Below are 17,230 nucleotides of genomic sequence, written 5' to 3' on the forward strand. Positions count from 1 at the left end.
AGAGCTCCAGCAGCCTTTTGAATCATGAGCATCCTCAGTGAATTCAAGGAATTTGCCGTCAAGGGCAATGTCATCGACCTCGCGGTCGGCGTGATCATCGGTGCAGCGTTCGGCAAGATCGTCGACTCGCTCGTGGCCGACATCATCATGCCGCTGGTCGGCGTGGTGTTCGGCAAGCTCGATTTCTCCAACCTCTATGTGGTGCTGGGCACAGCGCCCGCCGGCGTGGCGAACACGCTGGCAGACCTGAAGAAAGCCGGCGTTCCGGTGCTGGCGTATGGCAACTTCATCACCATCGCTGTCAACTTCGTGATCCTGGCCTTCATCATCTTCATCATGGTCAAGCAGATCAACCGCCTGAAGCGCAACGAAGAGCCGGCACCGGCCGCGGCCCCCGAGACACCCGAAGACGTGGTGCTGCTGCGCGAGATCCGCGACAGCCTCAAGCGCCCCTGATCAAGCGCCCTTCAGCACCCGGGCCATGCGCAGCGCCTCGACGAGGCTCGACGCATCGGCCAGCCCCGTTCCCGCGATGTCGAACGCGGTGCCGTGATCGGGGCTGGTGCGCACCAGCGGCAAGCCCAGCGTCACGTTCACGCCCTTCTCCACACCCAGGTACTTGACCGGGATCAGGCCCTGGTCGTGGTACATCGCAACCACCACGTCGAACTCGCCGCTGGAGGGCACGCCGTGCTTGGCGCGTGCGCGCATGAAGACCGTGTCGGGCGCATAGGGCCCGCTGGCGTCGATGCCTTCGGCGCGCGCAGCCTCGATGGCCGGCGCGATGATCTCGCGCTCTTCCGAACCGAACAGACCGCCCTCGCCCGCATGCGGGTTGAGGCCCGCCACGCCGATGCGCGGCGCGCGGCCCAGCGCATGCGTCAGCGCGCGGTGCGTGATGCGCAGGGTTTCGAGCACGCCCTCGAAGCGCACGGCCTCGATGGCATTGCGCAGCGACATGTGGATGCTGACGAGCACGGTGCGCAGCTCGTCGTTGGCCAGCATCATGCGCACCGGCACGTCGGCCACGGTGCGGCCCAGGTGCGCGGCCGCCTCTGCCTGGAGCAACTCGGTGTGGCCGGGGTACGGGAAGCCGGCGGCCGACAGCGCTTCCTTGTGCAGCGGCGCGGTCACGATGGCACCGATCTCGCCGCGCAGTGCGGCCCGTGCGGCCCAGATCACGCACTCGCCCGCAACACGGCCGGCTTCGGCGCTGATGCGGCCCGTCTCGATGTGCGAAGGTGGCGCGATCACTTGCAGCACAGGAATGCAGCCCGGCGGCACGGTCGCGGCTTCGGCGACGGATTCGATCTCGAGCACCGGCCAGGCCAGCTGTCCCGGTCCGGCCAGAGCCTGCGAGGCCTGGCGCATCGTGCTCACGTCGCCAGCGACGAAGGCACCGCGCGTGGCGTCAGACGCATCGCGAAACGCCTTGGCGATGATCTCGGGGCCGATGCCCGCGGGATCCCCCAAGGTGATGGCAATGGCACCGCTCATGCCGGGTTGTCGATGTCGATGAACTCGTGCTTCAGCCCGAGCTGCGCCGCCACATGCCCGGCCACAGCCGGCGCGCCGTAGCGTTCGGTGGCGTGGTGCCCGCAGGCCAGGAAGGCCACGCCCATCTCGCGCGCGTAGTGGGCCTGGGGTTCCGAGATTTCGCCGGTGATGAAGGCATCGGCGCCGGCCGCGATGGCAGCCTCGAAGTAGCCCTGCGCGCCGCCCGTGCACCAAGCTATGTTTTTAATAGCACGATGCGCCGTATCGACGAGCGTGACCGGCCTTTTCAGCACACTTTCGACATGCGTGGCGAGCGCCTTGGCGTTGGCAAAGCTCTCGCCGTTTTCCGTGGTGCCGAGAAAGCCCAGTTCCTGCTCGCCGAAGCGCCCCGCCGAACCGGCATGGGCCACGAGCCCCAGCTTCAGGCCGAGCTGCGCATTGTTGCCGAGCTCGGGGTGCGCATCGAGCGGCAGGTGGTAGGCGAACAGGTTGACGTCGTCGCCCAGCAGCAGGCCAAGGCGCTGCTTCATCCAGCCAGTGACGCAGCCGTCCTGACCGCGCCAGAACAGGCCGTGGTGAACAAAGATGGCATCGGCCTCGGCCTGGATCGCGGCCTCGATCAGCGCGCGGCTGGCGGTCACGCCCGAGACGATCTTGCGGACCACGGTACGTCCTTCGACCTGCAGGCCGTTGGGTCCGTAATCCTTGAAGCGCCCGGGGGCCAGCAGCAGGTCGAATGCGTGGAGCAGTTCGTGGCGGGTGGTGCTCATCGCGCCATTGTCGCGCCGCCCGCGGGGGCCGCGCCATCCCGCATGGCATGGCCGCGCGCGGCCAGGGGCAGGAACGCCAGCAGGAAGCCCAGCCCGGCCAGCACCGCGACGTAGTGCGCCGGCGCCATCGTGTCACGCTGCAGCCAGAGCGTGAGGATCACCGGCGTCAGCCCGCCGAAGACCGCGTAAGACATGTTGTAGGCGAACGAAAGCCCGATGAAGCGCACCGGTGCCGGGAAGGCGCGCACACCTGCGATCGGTACGGTGGCGATGGTGCCCACGAACAAGCCCACCAGCCCGTAATGCCAGAACAGCGTGGCCGGCGTGCCGGGCAGCCCGCTGTAGAACAGGTAGGCCGTAACGAACAGGCCGCCCCAGCCGACAAGCATCACGATGCGCGTGCCGATGCGGTCGCTGGCCCAGCCGGCCAGCATGCAGCCAATGGTCAGGGTGAGCGTGGCTAGCGCGTTGGCTTCGAGCGCCAGCGCAGCGGGAATGTGGTGCACCTTCTGCAGATACGTGGGCGTGTACAGCACCACGACCACGATGGCGGCCGACAGCACCCAGGTCAGCAGCGCGACGTACACGCAAGCCATGCGGTGCTCGCGCAGCACGGTGCGCAGCGGCATCTCGCGCGCCACGCTGCGGCGGCCGGCCAGTTCCTTGAAGACCGGCGTCTCGTGCAGGAAGCGGCGCAGGTACACCGACACCAGCCCGAACACGCCGCCCAAAATGAAGGGAATGCGCCAGGCGAAGTCGCTCACCTGCTCGGGCGAATAGTGGCGGTTGATGGCCACCGCAATCAGCGAGCCCAGCAGGATGCCGCCGGTGATGCCCGAGGTCAGCATGCCGATGCCGAAGCCGTAGCGCTTTGCCGGCACGTGCTCGCCCACGAACACCCAGGCGCCGGGCATCTCGCCGCCGATGGCCGCGCCCTGCAGCACGCGCATCGCCAGCAGCAGCAGGGGTGCCGCGACGCCGATGCTCGCGTAGGTCGGCAGCAGGCCGATCACCAGCGTGGGCGCAGCCATCAGGAAGATCGACAGCGTGAACATGCGCTTGCGGCCGAAGATGTCGCCGAAATGCGCGATGACGATGCCGCCCACCGGGCGCGCGAGGTAGCCGGCCGCAAAGATGCCGAAGGTCTGCAGCTGCCGCAGCCAGTCGGGCATGTCGACCGGGAAGAACAGCGCCCCCAGCACGGTGGCGAAGAACACGTAGATGACGAAGTCGTAGAACTCCAGCGTGCCGCCGAGGGCGGACAGGCCGAGGGTCTTGTAGTCGCTCGAGTCGAGCGTGCGTGCCGGCGCCGGCTGCGCGCCGTCCGGGAAGGTTGCTTCTGAAGTCATGGCTGGCAGGGAGATCGTGATCGCGCGCCAGCCCGTGAGACCGGGTGAGAAAACGGAAAAATGGCGCGCTGGCGAAATGCCTGGCCGCTTCCACCGGGTGGGCAGCGCGGGAGGCCTGAAAAAACACGGGCCGGATGGGACCGACCTGCGATGCTAGGTGTTAACCCGGCTTTACGTACACAGGAAGTCTTAATCTCGACCTCTGCGAGCGGTTTCTGCACCAGGCGGTTGAGGGACAATTGACAACATTGCTGCGTTGCACTGCGGCCTTCCAACGTCTTTTTCACCAATCTTTCATGAAACGCACCTGGCTGCTCTTCGCCCAAGCCGTGACCGTCCTGCTCGCGGCCTACTTCGTCGTCGCGACGCTCAAGCCCGAGTGGATCAACAAGCGCGCGACCTCGCTGGGCGGCGTGGTGTCGATCGTCGAGGCGCCGGCCGGCAACCCGGGCGTGACAACGCCCGGCAGCCTGAGCGTGCCGGCCAAGAAGGCCTCCCCGGCGGTGGTGAGCATCAACACCAGCAAGGCCGCGCAGCGCCATCCGCGCAGCAACGACCCGTGGTTCCGCTTCTTCTTCGGCGACCAGGACGACCAGCCCCAGGTGGGCCTGGGCAGCGGCGTGATCGTGAGCCCCGACGGCTACATCCTCACCAACAACCACGTGGTCGAGGGCGCCGACGAGATCGAAGTGACGCTGAACGACAGCCGCCATGCGCGCGGCAAGGTGATCGGCACCGACCCCGACACCGACCTGGCCGTGCTGAAGATCGAGCTCGACAAGCTGCCGGTGATCGTGCTGGGCGATTCCGACGCGCTGCAGGTGGGCGACCAGGTGCTGGCCATCGGCAACCCCTTCGGCGTGGGCCAGACCGTGACCAGCGGCATCGTCTCGGCGCTGGGCCGCAACCAGCTCGGCATCAACAACTTCGAGAACTTCATCCAGACCGACGCAGCCATCAACCCCGGCAACTCGGGTGGCGCGCTGATCGACGTCAACGGCAACCTGCAGGGCATCAACACCGCGATCTACTCGCGCTCGGGCGGCAGCATGGGCATCGGCTTCGCCATTCCGGTGTCGATGGCCAAGATCGTGCTCGAAGGGATCGTGAAGGAGGGCCAGGTGCGCCGCGGCTGGATCGGCGTGGAGCCAAGCGACCTGTCGCCCGAACTCGCCGAAACCTTCGGCGTGAAGGCGGACGCGGGCGTGATCATCACCGGCGTGCTGCAGAACGGCCCGGCCGCCAAGGCCGGCATTCGCCCGGGTGACGTGATCACCTCGGTAGGCGAGAAGAAGACGGACAACGTGCAGGCGCTGCTGACCGCGGTGGCCGGCCTGAAGCCCGGCAGCACCTCGCGGTTCGCGCTGCAGCGCGGCAGCGACAAGATGGAGCTGGATGTGACGCCGGGTCTGCGCCCGAAGAGCCCGGTCCGGCAGGTACCGCCGAGTCAGCCCGAATAACGAGCTGTCGGGTTGGTCGATCAGGATTGCGCTGAATCAGCGCTTTCCTCTTCCTCGGACTTCTTGCCGGAACTGGCGAAGTACCTGGCACCGATGATGCCCACCTCGTACAGCAGGCACATCGGCACCGCCAGCGCCAGCTGCGACACCACGTCGGGCGGCGTGAGCACCGCGGCAACGACGAATGCGACCACGATGAAGTAGCCACGGAAGGACTTCAGCTTCTCGATGGTCACCATCTCGAAGCGCACCAGCAGCATCACGACGATGGGCACCTGGAAGGCCACGCCGAAGGCGATGTAGAGCGACAGGATCGCCTCGACGTACGAGGAAATATCGGGCGTTGCCTGCACCGCAGATGGTGCGAAGCGCTGGATGAAGCTGAACATCTTGTCCAGCACGAAGAGCTGCACGAACGCGATGCCTGCATAGGCCAGCAGGCTGCCGAAGAAGATCAGCGGCAGCGCAAATTTCTTTTCATGGCTGTAGAGCCCCGGCGCGATGAACATCCACGCCTGGTACATGAGCCAGGGCAGCGCCAGCAGCACGGCCGCCATCATCAGCACCTTGAGCGGCACGAAGAACGGCGAGAACACGCCGATGGCGATCAGCTTCGCGTCGTGCGGCATGTGCGCCTTGATCGGCATCGCGATCAGGTCGATCAGCCCGCCCGGGCCAGGCCAGATGGCCAGCAGGATGCCCGCGACCACGAGGCCGTAGACGCAGTAGAGCAGGCGGTCGCGAAGCTCGACCAGGTGCGCCACGAACGGCTGTTCGGTGCCCGCCAGCTCGTCTTCTTTGTCTTTGTTCTTGTTGTCGGAATCGGCCATTGGAAAAGAAGATAGCGTGACGTCGGCCGGCGTGCGGCGCCCGAGGAACGCGGTGGTGGGGGGTCCGCTAGTTGATCTTGTGCGGACGGAAGCGGGCGACGCGCGCGGCACCCGACAGCGCCTTGGTGCGCACGCCGTTGCGCGCCTTGTACCACTGTGGCGTGGCGCCCTGTTTCAGGCGCCAGTTCTTGCGGGGGTGCTTGTATTCGGGCGGCGATGGCTCGGGTTCGGCCAGCGCCGAGAGGGTTTCGCCCGAACCGCTGAACTGCTTCTCGAATTCGCTCGCACCCGTGTGGATGCTGTGCTCGACGTCGCGCGCCGCATCCTCGACGGTAGTCTTCATCTTGCGGAGCTCGTCGAGCTCCATCGAGCGGTTGACTTCGGCCTTGACGTCGTTCACGTAGCGCTGCGCCTTGCCGAGCAGGGTGCCAACGGTGCGGGCCACTCGCGGCAGCTTTTCCGGGCCGATGACGATCAGCGCCACGACGCCGATCAGCGCCAGCTTCTCAATGCCGAGGTCGAGCACGTGCGGTCCGCGCTCAGGACTTCTGACGCGCTTCGACGTCGATCGTCGGCTTGTCGCTGTTGGCCGGCTGGCCGGTCACTTGCTGGGCGGGGGCCGACGAAGCGGCGGCAGCGTCGGACGAGCCGCCGTCCTTCATGCCGTCCTTGAAGCCCTTGACGGCGCCGCCAAGATCCGAACCCATGTTCCGCAGCTTCTTGGTGCCGAAGATCATGACCACTACGAGCAGCACGATCAGCCAGTGCCAGATGGAAAAAGAACCCATGGAGAACTCCTAAGAATGTGTCCGATTTTAGTCGGGCGGAATGTGACAGTTTGGCTTAATGCCGCTCAGCCGCGAAGCCACGGCCGGGGACCACCCATGACATGGACATGGAGATGGTGAACCTCCTGCCCACCCTCGGTGCCCGTATTGACCACGACCCGATAGCCGCCGTCCGGATAGGGCCTGCAGCCCTGCTCCAGCGCCAGCTTGGGCGCCAGGACCATGATCTTGCCCATCAGCGCCTCGTCGTCGGGCGTCAGCTGGGCCATCGAGGCGATGTGCTTCTTGGGCACCAGCATGAAATGCACCGGCGCCCAGGGCGCGATGTCGTGGAAGCCGAACAGGTCTTCGTCTTCGTAGACCTTGCGCGAGGGAATCTTGCCCTCGATGATTTTGCAGAAGATGCAGTTGGGATCGTGTGACATGGAGGTTGTTCGTTAGACAGCCATGGGCTTGCGTTCGCTCCAGTTCAGCCAGCCCTTGACCAGCCGGTAGATCATCCACACGGCAGTGACGAAGAGGATGGGGAAGCCGATCAGGATCCAGATGGTGATGAACCCCAGGATGGACCAGACCAGGCCCCACCAGAAGGTACGGATCTGCCAGGTGAAGTGGCTTTGATAGAGCGTGCCCTCCGTATCCTCGCGCTTGAGGTAGTTGAGCACGATGCCCACGATCCCCGTGAGGCCGCCCGTGAACCACGAAAGCGCGTAGAGGATGTAGACCGCCAGCGTGATCTGGCGCAGGCTTTCCAGCTGCTCGGGCGTCTTGCCGGAGATGTCGTCGATCGCGGTGATTTCGTTCATTCGGAGCCCTGGCCTTTCTGCTGCTCTTCGATGCCGCGTTGCTGCACCTTGCGCAGCGCCTTTTCCTCGATGCCGCTGGTGCCCTCCCGGCGCTCGAGTTCCGCGGTGACGTCGGAGGGGGAAAAACCGTAATGCGCCAGCGCCACCATGGTGTGGAACCACAGGTCTGCCACTTCGTTCACTATTTTCGAGCGGTCACCGCCGTGGTCGGCGTCCTTGGCGGCCATCACGACCTCGGTGGCTTCCTCGCCGATTTTCTTGAGGAAGGCGTCGGGGCCCTTGTGCAGCAGGCGCGCGACATAGCTCTTCTCGGGGTCGCCGCCGCGCGCGGGCAGGCGGCTTTCGATGACCGCGGCCAGGCGTGCGAGGGCGTCGGAGGTGCTGTTGCTGTTCACTGTGGCCGTCATTTGTAGATCGACTCCGGGTCTTTCAAGACGGGTTCGACCACCGTCCATTGGCCCTTTTCATACTTGCTGAAGAAGCAGCTGTGGCGCCCTGTGTGGCAGGCGATGCCGGGCTCGTGGCCGAGCTGGGTGACCTTGAGCAGCACCACGTCGTTGTCGCAGTCGAGGCGGATCTCGTGCACGGTCTGCACGTGGCCCGATTCCTCGCCCTTGAACCAGAGCTTGTTGCGCGAGCGGCTGAAATACACCGCGCGGCCCAGCTCGGCGGTCTTTTCGAGCGCCTCGCGGTTCATCCAGGCGAACATCAGCACGTCGTTGCTGCCCTGTTCCTGCGCGATGACCGGCACCAGGCCGTTCGCGTCCCACTTCACTTCATCGAGCCAATTCATGGAAGTATTGTCGGGGATAGGAAAAGACCCTTTGGACGCGGTTCAAGCGTCGATTCGCACCGGGATGCCCCGCGCGGCCATGCGGGCCTTGGCCTCGCCCACCGTGTGCTCGCCGTAGTGGAAGATGCTGGCCGCCAGCACCGCGTCGGCGCCGCCGGTCTGGATGCCGTCGGCCAGGTCGTCGAGGCTGCCCACGCCGCCCGAGGCGATCACCGGCACGCTGACGGCGTTGCTCACCGCGCGGGTCAATTCCAGGTCGAAGCCGCTCTTGGTGCCATCGCGGTCCATGCTGGTCAGCAGGATCTCGCCGGCGCCGCGGCGCGCCATCTCGGTCGCCCATTCGACGGCGTCCAGGCCGGTGTTCTTGCGCCCGCCATGGCTGTACACGTCCCAGCCCGCGCCGCGGGTGGCGGCTTCTTCGGGGCTGCGGCGCTTGGCGTCGATGGCGACCACGATGCATTGCGAGCCGTACTTCTGCGCCGCGTCGCTGATCACCTGCGGATCGGCGATGGCGGCCGAGTTGAAGCTGGTCTTGTCGGCTCCGGCGTTGAGCAGCCGGCGCACATCGGCCACCGTGCGCACGCCACCGCCCACGGTCAGCGGAATGAAGATCTGAGAAGCCACCGCCTCGATGATCGGCAGGATCAGGTCGCGACCGTCGCTGGTGGCGGTGATGTCGAGAAAGGTCAGTTCGTCGGCGCCCTGCGCGTTGTAACGCGCGGCGATCTCGACCGGATCGCCGGCATCGCGCAGTTCGAGGAAGTTGACGCCCTTGACGACGCGGCCACCGGTGACGTCGAGGCAGGGAATGATGCGTTTGGCGAGCATGGAGTGAAAAACCGGTAAGAAATCAGAGAACGCGGAGCTGTTGCCAGCCCTGCCATTGGGCGCCGGGCATCAACAGCACGGGCTCGTCGATGCGAGCGGCCTCCACGCAGAGCATGTGGCGAAAGCCATCGGCAGGCATGTCGGCGAGTTTCGCACCGAGCACCGCGCCGGGGTTCCAGACCACGGTTTCGCTGCAGCTCGCGCTTTGGGAGATCTCGAGCTTGCCGCCCGGCTGAACCAGCCGCAGCGGCTGGGCGGGCGCGGCATAGACGCTGTCGAACTCTGCATCGAAATGCAACGCTGCCGCGGTTTCCACCCAGCGGTCGTCGCGCAGCGAATCCCATCGGTTGGCGCCCTGCAGGCCCTCTAGCCGCACGTTGGCGATGTCGTCGACGCGCAGGTAGGTGTGCAGCGCGGCGGCAAAGGTCCAGGGCGCGCGGTCGATGTTGAGCAGCGTGAGCGTCGTGCACAGCTGGCCGCCGGACAAAGTGGCTTCAAGCCGCGCCTCAAAAGCGTGCGGCCAGAGCTTTCTGGTGGCTTCGGAGTCGCGAAGCGTCAGCCTCAGCGTTTCGGGCGTGTCCGAAACCTCGTGCGCCCAAGGCAAATTGCGCATGAATCCATGCTTGGGCAACATGCCGCGCTGGTTGAATTGGGGGCAGCAAATGGGCACGCCGCCGCGGATGGCCGTGTGCCCGTCGAACACCGCCGAAGGGCTCAGGTAGAGCCTTTCCACCCCGTCAGCCGCGGTCCACGAGAGCACTTGCGCCCCATGCAAGGCCACCGTGAGGGTGCTCCCATCGATGCCGTTGGCACGCAATGCAGGCTGGCCGCGAAACTCGATCGGGGTGATTTCCATGGCGAGAATTGTAGGCAGCACCCGCACCGTGGCACGGAATTGGCATCAAGGGCCATTGCGTGCCCGGGGCCTTCTTGGATACCCTGTGATCGCTTGCATCGAGGGACAACGTGCAAGTCGGTCCCGTGCACTCGGAAAAACTACTCTCACACGACAAGGGGATACGCATGAAGAAGCTGCCGATGGCCGCCTGGATCCTGATCGCGATGGTGCTCGGCATCATCGTGGGCTACATGATCTTCTCCAGCTTTCCGGACAAGAAAGCCGCGAAAGAAATCGCAGACTACGTCTCCATCATCTCGGACGTGTTCCTGCGCCTGATCAAGATGCTGATCGGCCCGCTGGTGTTCTCCACGCTGGTGGTGGGCATCGCGCACATGGGCGACGCCAAGTCGGTCGGCCGCGTGTTCGGCAAGGCCATCGGCTGGTTTCTCACAGCCTCGCTGATCTCGCTGGTCATCGGCCTGGTCATGGCCAACCTGCTCAAGCCCGGCGAAAACCTCGGCCTGCCGCTGCCCGACATCGGCGCCTCGGCCAACCTGGCCACCTCCAAATTCACGCTGAAAGACTTCGTGAGCCACACGGTGCCGAAGTCCTTCGTCGAGGCCATGGCCAACAACGAGATCCTGCAGATCGTGGTGTTCTCGATGTTCTTCGGCGTGGCGCTCGCCTCGCTGGGCGACAAGGCCAAGACGCTGGTCGCCGCCATCGAGGAGCTGTCGCACGCCATGCTCAAGATCACCGGCTACGTCATGAAGATTGCGCCGCTCGCTGTGCTGGCCGCCATGGCCGCCACGGTGGCCGTCAACGGCCTGGGCATCCTGCTGAAGTTCGCGGTGTTCATGGGCGACTTCTACCTGGGCCTGTTCGTGCTGTGGAGCGTGCTGGTGCTGGCGGGCTTCCTGTTCCTCGGCCCGCGCGTGTTCAAGCTGCTGGTGCTCATCAAGGAAGCCTTCCTGCTGTCGTTTGCCACTGCCAGTTCGGAAGCGGCCTACCCGAAGATCCTGCAGGCGCTCGACCGTTTCGGCGTGAAGCGCAAGATCTCCAGCTTCGTGATGCCGATGGGCTATTCGTTCAACCTCGACGGCTCGATGATGTACTGCACCTTCGCCGTGCTCTTCATCGCGCAGGCCTACAACATCCACATGCCGATCAGCACGCAGATCACCATGCTGCTGATCCTGATGCTCACCTCCAAGGGCATGGCCGGCGTGCCGCGCGCTTCGCTGGTGGTGATTGCCGCCACGCTGAACCACTTCGACATTCCCGAGGCCGGCCTGCTGCTGATCCTGGGCGTGGACACCTTCCTCGACATGGGCCGCTCGGCCACCAACGCAGTGGGCAACTCCATCGCCACCGCCGTGGTTGCCAAGTGGGAGGGCGAGCTGATGTCCGAGAGCGATGCCGAGGTCAACGCCAAGGCACTCGACGAGGAAGCCAGCGCCACCCTCGCCCACCCCGCCCACGCGTGAGGCGCGCCATGAAGCCCAAGGCCACGCTGTCGGTTTTCCTCGCAGGACTGCTGGCCGCCGCCGCATTCGTGCTGGCGGGGCCGGCACAGGCGCAGGAACAGGCACCCACCGCGCTGACCGGCACCCTCGCCAAGGCCCGCGAAACCGGCGCCATCACCATCGGCTACCGCGAGTCGTCGGTGCCGTTCTCGTACCTCAATGCGCGCAAGGAGCCGATCGGCTATTCGATCGAGCTCTGCCGCGCGCTGGTAACGGCCATCGAAGACGCAGTGAACAGGAGCCTCACGATCAAGTGGGTGCCCGTCACGTCCGACTCGCGCATCGACGCTGTCGCCAGCGGCAAGGTCGACCTGGAATGCGGCTCGACCACCAACAACCTCGAACGCCAGAAACGCGTGAGCTTTTCGCCCACGATGTTCGTCTCGGGCACCAAGGTGCTGGTGAAGAAGGGCTCGCCGATCAAGTCGTTCCGCGACCTCGCGGGCAGGAAGGTGGCCGTCACGGCCGGCACCACCAACGAGAAGACGCTGCGCGACCTGTCGGAAAAATTCAAGCTGAACATCAACCTGCAGGTGACGCGCGACCATGCGGAGTCGTTCGGGCTGGTGAAGAGCGGCCAGGCCGACGCCTTCGCGACCGACGACGTGCTGCTCTACGGCCTGATCGCACAAGACGCCGCCAAGGCCGACTACGAGGTGGTCGGCGATTTCCTCTCCTACGACCCCTACGGGATCATGTACCGCAAGGGCGACCCGCAGCTGAACAAGGTGGTCGTCGACACCTTCCAGGTGCTGGCTGAAGACGGCGAGATCGAGCGGCAATACAAGCGCTGGTTCCTGCGCAAGCTGCCGTCGGGAGAAAGCATCAACCTGCCGATGAGTGCACAGCTGGAAACGATCATCCAGACGATGTCGGTGAAGGCCGAATAAACCTGGCCCGCGGCCGCCGCCGGGCCGCCCCAAGGCGGGCCGCGCCTCCCCCTCGGGGGGTGGCGAATTACACGCAGCGAAGCGGAGTGAAAAGCCGGGGGGCCAACAGGATCACCGCGCTGGCCACTCCCAGCGCGGTATTTCGCTCATGTCGAGGTTGGCGATGCGCGTTTCGCCGAACTGCTTTTCGAGCACCACCGGCTGCAGGCCTTCGCTGTCGTCCAGCGCGGCGATCAGCCGGGCGGCGTGCGACACCACGATCACCTGCGACTGGCGCGCCGCCTGCGCAATCAACCGCCCGAGCGCGGGCAGCAAATCGGGGTGCAGGCTGGTCTCCGGCTCGTTGAGCACCAGCAGCGCGGGCGGACGGGGCGTCAGCAGCGCCGCGATCCACAACAGGTAGCGCAGGGTGCCGTCAGAGAGTTCGGCGGCTGTAAGGGGCCGCAGCAGGCCGTGCTGGTGCATCAGCGTCTCGAAGCGGTCGCCCGTCACCTGAACCTCGATGCTTGCGCCGGGAAAGGCGTCGTCCACCGCGCGGTCGAGCGCTTCGCCGTCGCCGATCTCGCGGATGGTCTGCAATGCCGCGGCCAGGTCGGCGCCGTCGTTGGCCAGCACCGGCGTGTAGGTGCCCAGTTGCGGCTGGCGCGCGGGCGCATCGGCGTCCGAGCGGAAGTGGTCGTAGAAGCGCCAGGAGCGCATCTGCTCGCGCAGAGTGAGCATCTCGGGTGCGTCGCGCGGATCGGCATGCTCCGTCATCATGCTGGCGAAGGCGGGAATCGGCCGGCCGACAGCCTGCCAGCTCTTGCCTTCGCGCAGGCGCAGCGCGGCCCCCTTGCGGTCGACGAGGTGCATCGAGGGCCGCAGCAGCGGGCCGCTCCAGATGGCCTCGTGCTTGATTTCGGGATCGTGCGAGAAAGCCGTGGGCGGCATGGGTGGTGACGGCGGTGGCAGGCCGATATCGATCGCGTAGCCGAACTCATCGGACTCACTACCGGCAAACCCAAGCTTCAGCGCAACCGGCTCATTTCGCCGGGTGCCCTGCACCGGCACCTCGCCCCGCAACATGGCCGCCGAGAAGCGCTCGGGCCCTGCCCACAAAGTCGATGAAAGCCCGCCTTCGCGCACCAGCGAGCGGATCACGCCGCCATTGGCAATGTCGGCCAACAGCCGCATCGCCCGGTACACGCTCGACTTGCCGCTGCCGTTGGCCCCGGTCACGACCGTGAGCCGGCCCAGCGGCACGGTCAGCTGCCGCAGCGAGCGGTAATTGGCGATGGCGAGCGCGGAGAGCACGCGCTGCGCGGTAAAGGCGTCAGGCGCCGGCCAGTTCGTCCGCGCGAGCCTGCGCGGCGGCGAAATCGAGGTCGCCCGAATAGATGGCGCGGCCGCAGATCACACCCTCGACGCCGTCGGATTCGACTGCGCAGAGCTTGTCGATATCGGCCATGTTCGACAGGCCGCCCGAGGCGATCACCGGAATGGTCAGCGCCTGTGCGAGCTTGACGGTGGCTTCGATGTTGATACCCGAGAGCATGCCGTCGCGGCCAATGTCGGTGTAGATGATCGACTCGACGCCGTAGTCCTCGAACTTCTTGCCCAGGTCGGCCACCTCGTGGCCCGTGAGCTTGCTCCAGCCGTCGGTGGCGACCTTGCCGTCCTTGGCGTCCAGGCCCACGATGATGTGGCCGCCGAAGGCGCTGCAGGCGTCTTTCAGGAAGCCGGGGTTCTTGACCGCGGCGGTGCCGATGATCACGTAGCGCAGGCCGTCGTCGATGTAGCGCTCGATGGTGTCGAGGTCGCGGATGCCGCCGCCGAGCTGCACCGGAATGTCGTCGCCCACCTCTTTCAGGATCGCCTTGATGGCCGCGTGGTTCTGCGGCTTGCCGGCGAAGGCGCCATTCAGATCGACCAGGTGCAGCCGGCGCGCGCCGGCCTGGACCCACTTGCGGGCCATGGCAGCGGGGTCTTCGCTGAAGATGGTGGACTGGTCCATGTCGCCCTGCTTGAGGCGAACGCAGTGGCCGTCTTTGAGATCAATGGCGGGAATGAGGAGCATGGAAGTGACGCGAGTGTGCGGAATCCGGGCTGTGAGAGGTTCGGCCCGGTCGGGAAAATAGGTTCAGGGATTCCAGTGGAGGAAGTTGCGATAGAGCTGCAGCCCGTGGTCCGCACTCTTCTCCGGGTGGAACTGGGTTGCAAAAATGTTATCGCGTGCGATGGCTGCGGTAAAGCTTGCGCCGTATTCCGCCTCGCCCACACTGTGTTTGGGGTCAGCCGGGCAGGCATAGAAGCTGTGCACGAAGTAGAAGTAGCTCTGGTCGGGCACCCCCGCCCACACGGCGTGCGGCTGGGCCTGGCGCACCTGGTTCCAGCCCATCTGAGGCACCTTGAAGCGGCTGCCGTCGGGCTGCAGGCGGCCAGCCAGGTCGAACTTGACGACCTCGCCAGGAATGAGGCCCAGGCCGTCGGTCGGGCCCTCGTCGCTGCGCGACAGCATCATCTGCATGCCCACGCACACGCCGAACAGCGGCTTGCTCGCCGCAGCTTCGAGCACCGACTCCTGCAGGCCGGAGTCGCGCAGCTCGCGCATGCAGTCGGGCATGGCGCCCTGCCCCGGCAGCACCACGCGGGTCGCCTTGCGGACCACGTCGGGGTCGGAGGTGACGAACACCTCCACGCCGACCTGGTCGGCCGCATGGCGCACGGCCTGCGACACGGAGTGCAGGTTGCCCATGCCGTAGTCGACCACGGCAACGGTATTTGCTACAGATTTCATAGCTGATGGACGAACGCGTTCAGAGCGAGCCCTTCGTCGAGGGAATGACGCCGACGGAACGCGGGTCGAGTTCGAGCGCGCCGCGCATGGCGCGCGCGAAGGCCTTGAACACCGTCTCGCACTGGTGGTGCGCATTGACACCCTTGAGGTTGTCGATGTGCAGCGTGACGAAGGCGTGGTTCACGAAGCCCTGGAAGAACTCGTAGGTGAGCTGGCTGTCGAAGGTGCCGATCATGCCGCTGGTGAACGGCACGTGCATCACGAGGCCGGGACGGCCCGAGAAGTCGATGACCACACGGCTCAGCGCCTCGTCGAGCGGCACGTATGCGTGGCCGTAGCGGCGGATGCCCTTCTTGTCGCCGATGGCCTTGGCCACGGCCTGGCCCAGCGTGATGCCGACGTCTTCCACCGTGTGATGACCGTCGATGTGCAGGTCGCCCTGGCAGTCGATGTCGAGGTCGATCAGCCCGTGGCGGGCGATCTGGTCGAGCATGTGGTCGAAGAAGCCGATACCGGTAGCAAGCTTGGCCTTGCCGGTGCCGTCGAGGTTGACGCTGACGGTGATCTTCGTCTCGGCGGTGTTGCGGGTGACCGTCGCGGTGCGATCGGCGCTGCCCGGGTTGGTGGGGGTGGTCATAGTGAGGCTTCGAGTGCCGCGAGCATCCGCGCATTCTCGTCGGCCGTTCCGACGGTGAGGCGCAGGCAGTTTGCGAGCAGTTCGTGCATTTTAGAAACGTTCTTGATCAGAACCCCGTGTGCCTTCATGCCCTCGAAGGTCTTGGCGGCATCGGGCACGCGCAAAAGAATCATGTTGGCGTCGCTGGGCCAGGTCTTCACGCCGGGCAGGCGGCCGAGCCCCATCATCAGGCGCTCGCGCTCCTCGCGGATCTGCCGGGCCTGCGCCTCGAACACCTCGGCGTGCTCCAGCGCGAACAGCGCGCACTCGCAGTTGAGCACGCTGATGTTGTAGGGCGGGCGCACCTTGTCGATCTCGGCGACCAGCACGGCCGGCCCCATCATGTAACCCAGGCGGATGCCGGCCAGGCCGAACTTGCTGAGCGTGCGCATCAGCAGCACGTGGCCGTGCTTCGCCAGGCGGTCGATGTAGCTGCGGGCGGCGAAGGGCTGGTAGGCCTCGTCGATCACCACCAGGCCGCCCTGCGCGCCCTGGGCTTCGACGATCTTCTCGACGACGGCGTCGTCCCAGAGGTTGGCGGTCGGGTTGTTCGGGTACGCGAGGTAGACGATGGCGGGCTTCTCGCTCGCGATGGCGGCCAGCATGGCGGCTTCGTCCAGCTCGAAGTCGGCCGTGAGCGGCACGCCGACGAACTTCAGGCCCTGCAGCTTCGCGCTCATGGCGTACATGACGAAGCCAGGCACGGGTGTCAGCACGGTGGCGCCGGGCACGTCGCAGGCAATGGCCAGCAGCGAGATCAGCTCGTCCGAGCCGTTGCCCATCATCAGCCTGAAGCCTTCGGGCATCTGCGCGTGCGCGGCCAGCGCGCGCTGCAGGTCGGCGCCGCGCTCGCCCGGGTAGCGGTTGAGCGCCAGCGCACCGAGGCGCGCGCCGAGTTCGGCCTGCAGCGCGGGCGGCAGGCCGAAGGGGTTTTCCATGGCGTCGAGCTTGACGAAGCCGCGCGCGTCCTGCACCGCGTAGGCATGCATGGACCGCACGTCGTTGCGAATGCGGTCGAGCGGCGGGCGGATGGATTCGGGAGCAGCGGTCATCGGGTGCAGCGGTAGCTGTTTCGGAGGGCGCCGGCCATGACCAGTTGCACTGGCATGTCGGCTTCGTAACTGTCGGCGTTGCGGGTCAGCTCGGTCTGGTAGAGCGAACGCGCCATGGAGGGTTCGAGGCGGCGGCCCTCGACGCAGAACACGGGCTTCTGCCCGTTGCGCTGCGACGATTCGACGCCTTCGCGCAGGCCTTCGAGCACGCCGACCAGGTAGTAGCTGGCGTAGGCCTTGCCGTCTTTCTCGCTGGCTTCGAGCGTGTGCAGTTCGCGGATGCTCATGGCCTGCGCGCCGGTGGCGGCCGCCAGCGCGAGCAGCAGGAAGGCGGCGGCACGCTTCATC

22 protein-coding genes are annotated in these 17,230 nt (G+C 66.0%); 4 read left to right on the forward strand and 18 right to left on the reverse strand.

The window, feature by feature from the left end:
- The first annotated feature begins 24 nt into the window (after positions 1-24).
- Positions 25-456: a large conductance mechanosensitive channel protein MscL gene (mscL, locus tag ACSFCA_RS06415; protein WP_093048667.1), complete on the forward strand. Its 432-nt coding sequence runs from the start codon at positions 25-27 to the stop codon at positions 454-456.
- Here the strand turns inward: mscL and pdxA are convergent, their stop codons facing one another.
- Genes pdxA through ACSFCA_RS06430 form a run of 3 tightly spaced genes read right to left on the reverse strand, consistent with a single transcriptional unit; the run spans position 457 to position 3,616 of the window.
- Entirely contained in the window at positions 457-1,497 is a 1,041-nt protein-coding gene (gene pdxA / locus ACSFCA_RS06420) for a 4-hydroxythreonine-4-phosphate dehydrogenase PdxA (protein ID WP_435458990.1), read from the reverse strand.
- Positions 1,494-2,267: a Nif3-like dinuclear metal center hexameric protein gene (locus ACSFCA_RS06425; protein WP_435458991.1), complete on the reverse strand. Its 774-nt coding sequence runs from the start codon at positions 2,265-2,267 to the stop codon at positions 1,494-1,496. The genes pdxA and ACSFCA_RS06425 overlap by 4 nt, the downstream gene beginning before the upstream one ends.
- Positions 2,264-3,616 carry an MFS transporter gene (locus tag ACSFCA_RS06430; RefSeq protein WP_435458992.1) on the reverse strand — a complete coding sequence of 451 codons (1,353 nt, stop codon included), beginning with the start codon at positions 3,614-3,616 and terminating at the stop codon, positions 2,264-2,266. The genes ACSFCA_RS06425 and ACSFCA_RS06430 overlap by 4 nt, the downstream gene beginning before the upstream one ends.
- Positions 3,617-3,912: 296 nt before the next feature.
- Here ACSFCA_RS06430 and ACSFCA_RS06435 point away from each other — a divergent pair, with 296 nt between their 5' ends.
- Positions 3,913-5,076: a trypsin-like peptidase domain-containing protein gene (locus ACSFCA_RS06435; protein ID WP_093048655.1), complete on the forward strand. Its 1,164-nt coding sequence runs from the start codon at positions 3,913-3,915 to the stop codon at positions 5,074-5,076.
- A gap of 20 nt (positions 5,077-5,096) precedes the next feature.
- Here the strand turns inward: ACSFCA_RS06435 and tatC are convergent, their stop codons facing one another.
- From tatC to ACSFCA_RS06480, 9 genes are all read right to left on the reverse strand, one after another.
- Entirely contained in the window at positions 5,097-5,906 is an 810-nt protein-coding gene (tatC, locus tag ACSFCA_RS06440; protein ID WP_093048652.1) for a twin-arginine translocase subunit TatC, read from the reverse strand.
- 67 nt (positions 5,907-5,973) lie between these two features.
- Positions 5,974-6,432 carry a Sec-independent protein translocase protein TatB gene (tatB, locus tag ACSFCA_RS06445; RefSeq protein WP_435458993.1) on the reverse strand — a complete coding sequence of 153 codons (459 nt, stop codon included), beginning with the start codon at positions 6,430-6,432 and terminating at the stop codon, positions 5,974-5,976.
- A gap of 13 nt (positions 6,433-6,445) precedes the next feature.
- Positions 6,446-6,694 (reverse strand): Sec-independent protein translocase subunit TatA, encoded by a 249-nt coding sequence (gene tatA / locus ACSFCA_RS06450; protein ID WP_258350952.1) that lies wholly within the window; start codon positions 6,692-6,694, stop codon positions 6,446-6,448.
- A gap of 65 nt (positions 6,695-6,759) precedes the next feature.
- Positions 6,760-7,119 carry a histidine triad nucleotide-binding protein gene (locus ACSFCA_RS06455; protein ID WP_278881648.1) on the reverse strand — a complete coding sequence of 120 codons (360 nt, stop codon included), beginning with the start codon at positions 7,117-7,119 and terminating at the stop codon, positions 6,760-6,762.
- A gap of 12 nt (positions 7,120-7,131) precedes the next feature.
- A complete protein-coding gene (locus tag ACSFCA_RS06460; RefSeq protein ID WP_176928690.1) occupies positions 7,132-7,500 on the reverse strand; it encodes a DUF4870 family protein in 369 nt (122 codons plus the stop codon).
- Positions 7,497-7,907 carry a phosphoribosyl-ATP diphosphatase gene (locus ACSFCA_RS06465; RefSeq protein ID WP_435458994.1) on the reverse strand — a complete coding sequence of 137 codons (411 nt, stop codon included), beginning with the start codon at positions 7,905-7,907 and terminating at the stop codon, positions 7,497-7,499. The genes ACSFCA_RS06460 and ACSFCA_RS06465 overlap by 4 nt, the downstream gene beginning before the upstream one ends.
- Positions 7,904-8,293: a phosphoribosyl-AMP cyclohydrolase gene (gene hisI, locus ACSFCA_RS06470; protein ID WP_013539725.1), complete on the reverse strand. Its 390-nt coding sequence runs from the start codon at positions 8,291-8,293 to the stop codon at positions 7,904-7,906. Before hisI ends, ACSFCA_RS06465 begins: the two co-directional genes overlap by 4 nt.
- Positions 8,294-8,335: 42 nt before the next feature.
- Positions 8,336-9,121 carry an imidazole glycerol phosphate synthase subunit HisF gene (hisF, locus tag ACSFCA_RS06475; RefSeq protein WP_093048640.1) on the reverse strand — a complete coding sequence of 262 codons (786 nt, stop codon included), beginning with the start codon at positions 9,119-9,121 and terminating at the stop codon, positions 8,336-8,338.
- Positions 9,122-9,143: 22 nt separating this feature from the next.
- On the reverse strand, positions 9,144-9,977 hold the full coding sequence (locus tag ACSFCA_RS06480; RefSeq protein WP_258350954.1) for a D-hexose-6-phosphate mutarotase: 834 nt from the start codon (positions 9,975-9,977) through the stop codon (positions 9,144-9,146).
- Between the two features lie 167 nt (positions 9,978-10,144).
- Between ACSFCA_RS06480 and ACSFCA_RS06485 the strand changes: the two genes are divergently transcribed.
- Both ACSFCA_RS06485 and ACSFCA_RS06490 read left to right on the forward strand, forming a co-directional pair.
- A complete protein-coding gene (locus tag ACSFCA_RS06485; protein ID WP_258350955.1) occupies positions 10,145-11,449 on the forward strand; it encodes a dicarboxylate/amino acid:cation symporter in 1,305 nt (434 codons plus the stop codon).
- An 8-nt stretch (positions 11,450-11,457) separates the two neighbouring features.
- Complete coding sequence (locus ACSFCA_RS06490) at positions 11,458-12,378, forward strand: amino acid ABC transporter substrate-binding protein (protein ID WP_258350956.1); 921 nt, start codon at positions 11,458-11,460, stop codon at positions 12,376-12,378.
- Positions 12,379-12,489: 111 nt separating this feature from the next.
- Here the strand turns inward: ACSFCA_RS06490 and ACSFCA_RS06495 are convergent, their stop codons facing one another.
- From ACSFCA_RS06495 to ACSFCA_RS06520, 6 genes are all read right to left on the reverse strand, one after another.
- Positions 12,490-13,671 (reverse strand): AAA family ATPase, encoded by a 1,182-nt coding sequence (locus ACSFCA_RS06495; RefSeq protein WP_435458995.1) that lies wholly within the window; start codon positions 13,669-13,671, stop codon positions 12,490-12,492.
- Positions 13,672-13,690: 19 nt separating this feature from the next.
- Positions 13,691-14,434 (reverse strand): 1-(5-phosphoribosyl)-5-[(5-phosphoribosylamino)methylideneamino]imidazole-4-carboxamide isomerase, encoded by a 744-nt coding sequence (hisA, locus tag ACSFCA_RS06500; RefSeq protein WP_258350957.1) that lies wholly within the window; start codon positions 14,432-14,434, stop codon positions 13,691-13,693.
- 63 nt (positions 14,435-14,497) lie between these two features.
- Positions 14,498-15,154 carry an imidazole glycerol phosphate synthase subunit HisH gene (hisH, locus tag ACSFCA_RS06505; protein ID WP_435458996.1) on the reverse strand — a complete coding sequence of 219 codons (657 nt, stop codon included), beginning with the start codon at positions 15,152-15,154 and terminating at the stop codon, positions 14,498-14,500.
- 19 nt (positions 15,155-15,173) lie between these two features.
- Positions 15,174-15,791 (reverse strand): imidazoleglycerol-phosphate dehydratase HisB, encoded by a 618-nt coding sequence (hisB, locus tag ACSFCA_RS06510; protein ID WP_093048619.1) that lies wholly within the window; start codon positions 15,789-15,791, stop codon positions 15,174-15,176.
- Positions 15,788-16,882, reverse strand: a complete 1,095-nt coding sequence (gene hisC, locus ACSFCA_RS06515; RefSeq protein ID WP_435458997.1) for a histidinol-phosphate transaminase — start codon at positions 16,880-16,882, stop codon at positions 15,788-15,790. The genes hisB and hisC overlap by 4 nt, the downstream gene beginning before the upstream one ends.
- Positions 16,879-17,229: a hypothetical protein gene (locus ACSFCA_RS06520; protein WP_435458998.1), complete on the reverse strand. Its 351-nt coding sequence runs from the start codon at positions 17,227-17,229 to the stop codon at positions 16,879-16,881. Before ACSFCA_RS06520 ends, hisC begins: the two co-directional genes overlap by 4 nt.
- Position 17,230: the final 1 nt, after the last annotated feature.

Origin of the sequence: Variovorax multivorans (genome assembly GCF_051216835.1) — a bacterium.
GTDB lineage: Bacteria > Pseudomonadota > Gammaproteobacteria > Burkholderiales > Burkholderiaceae_C > Variovorax.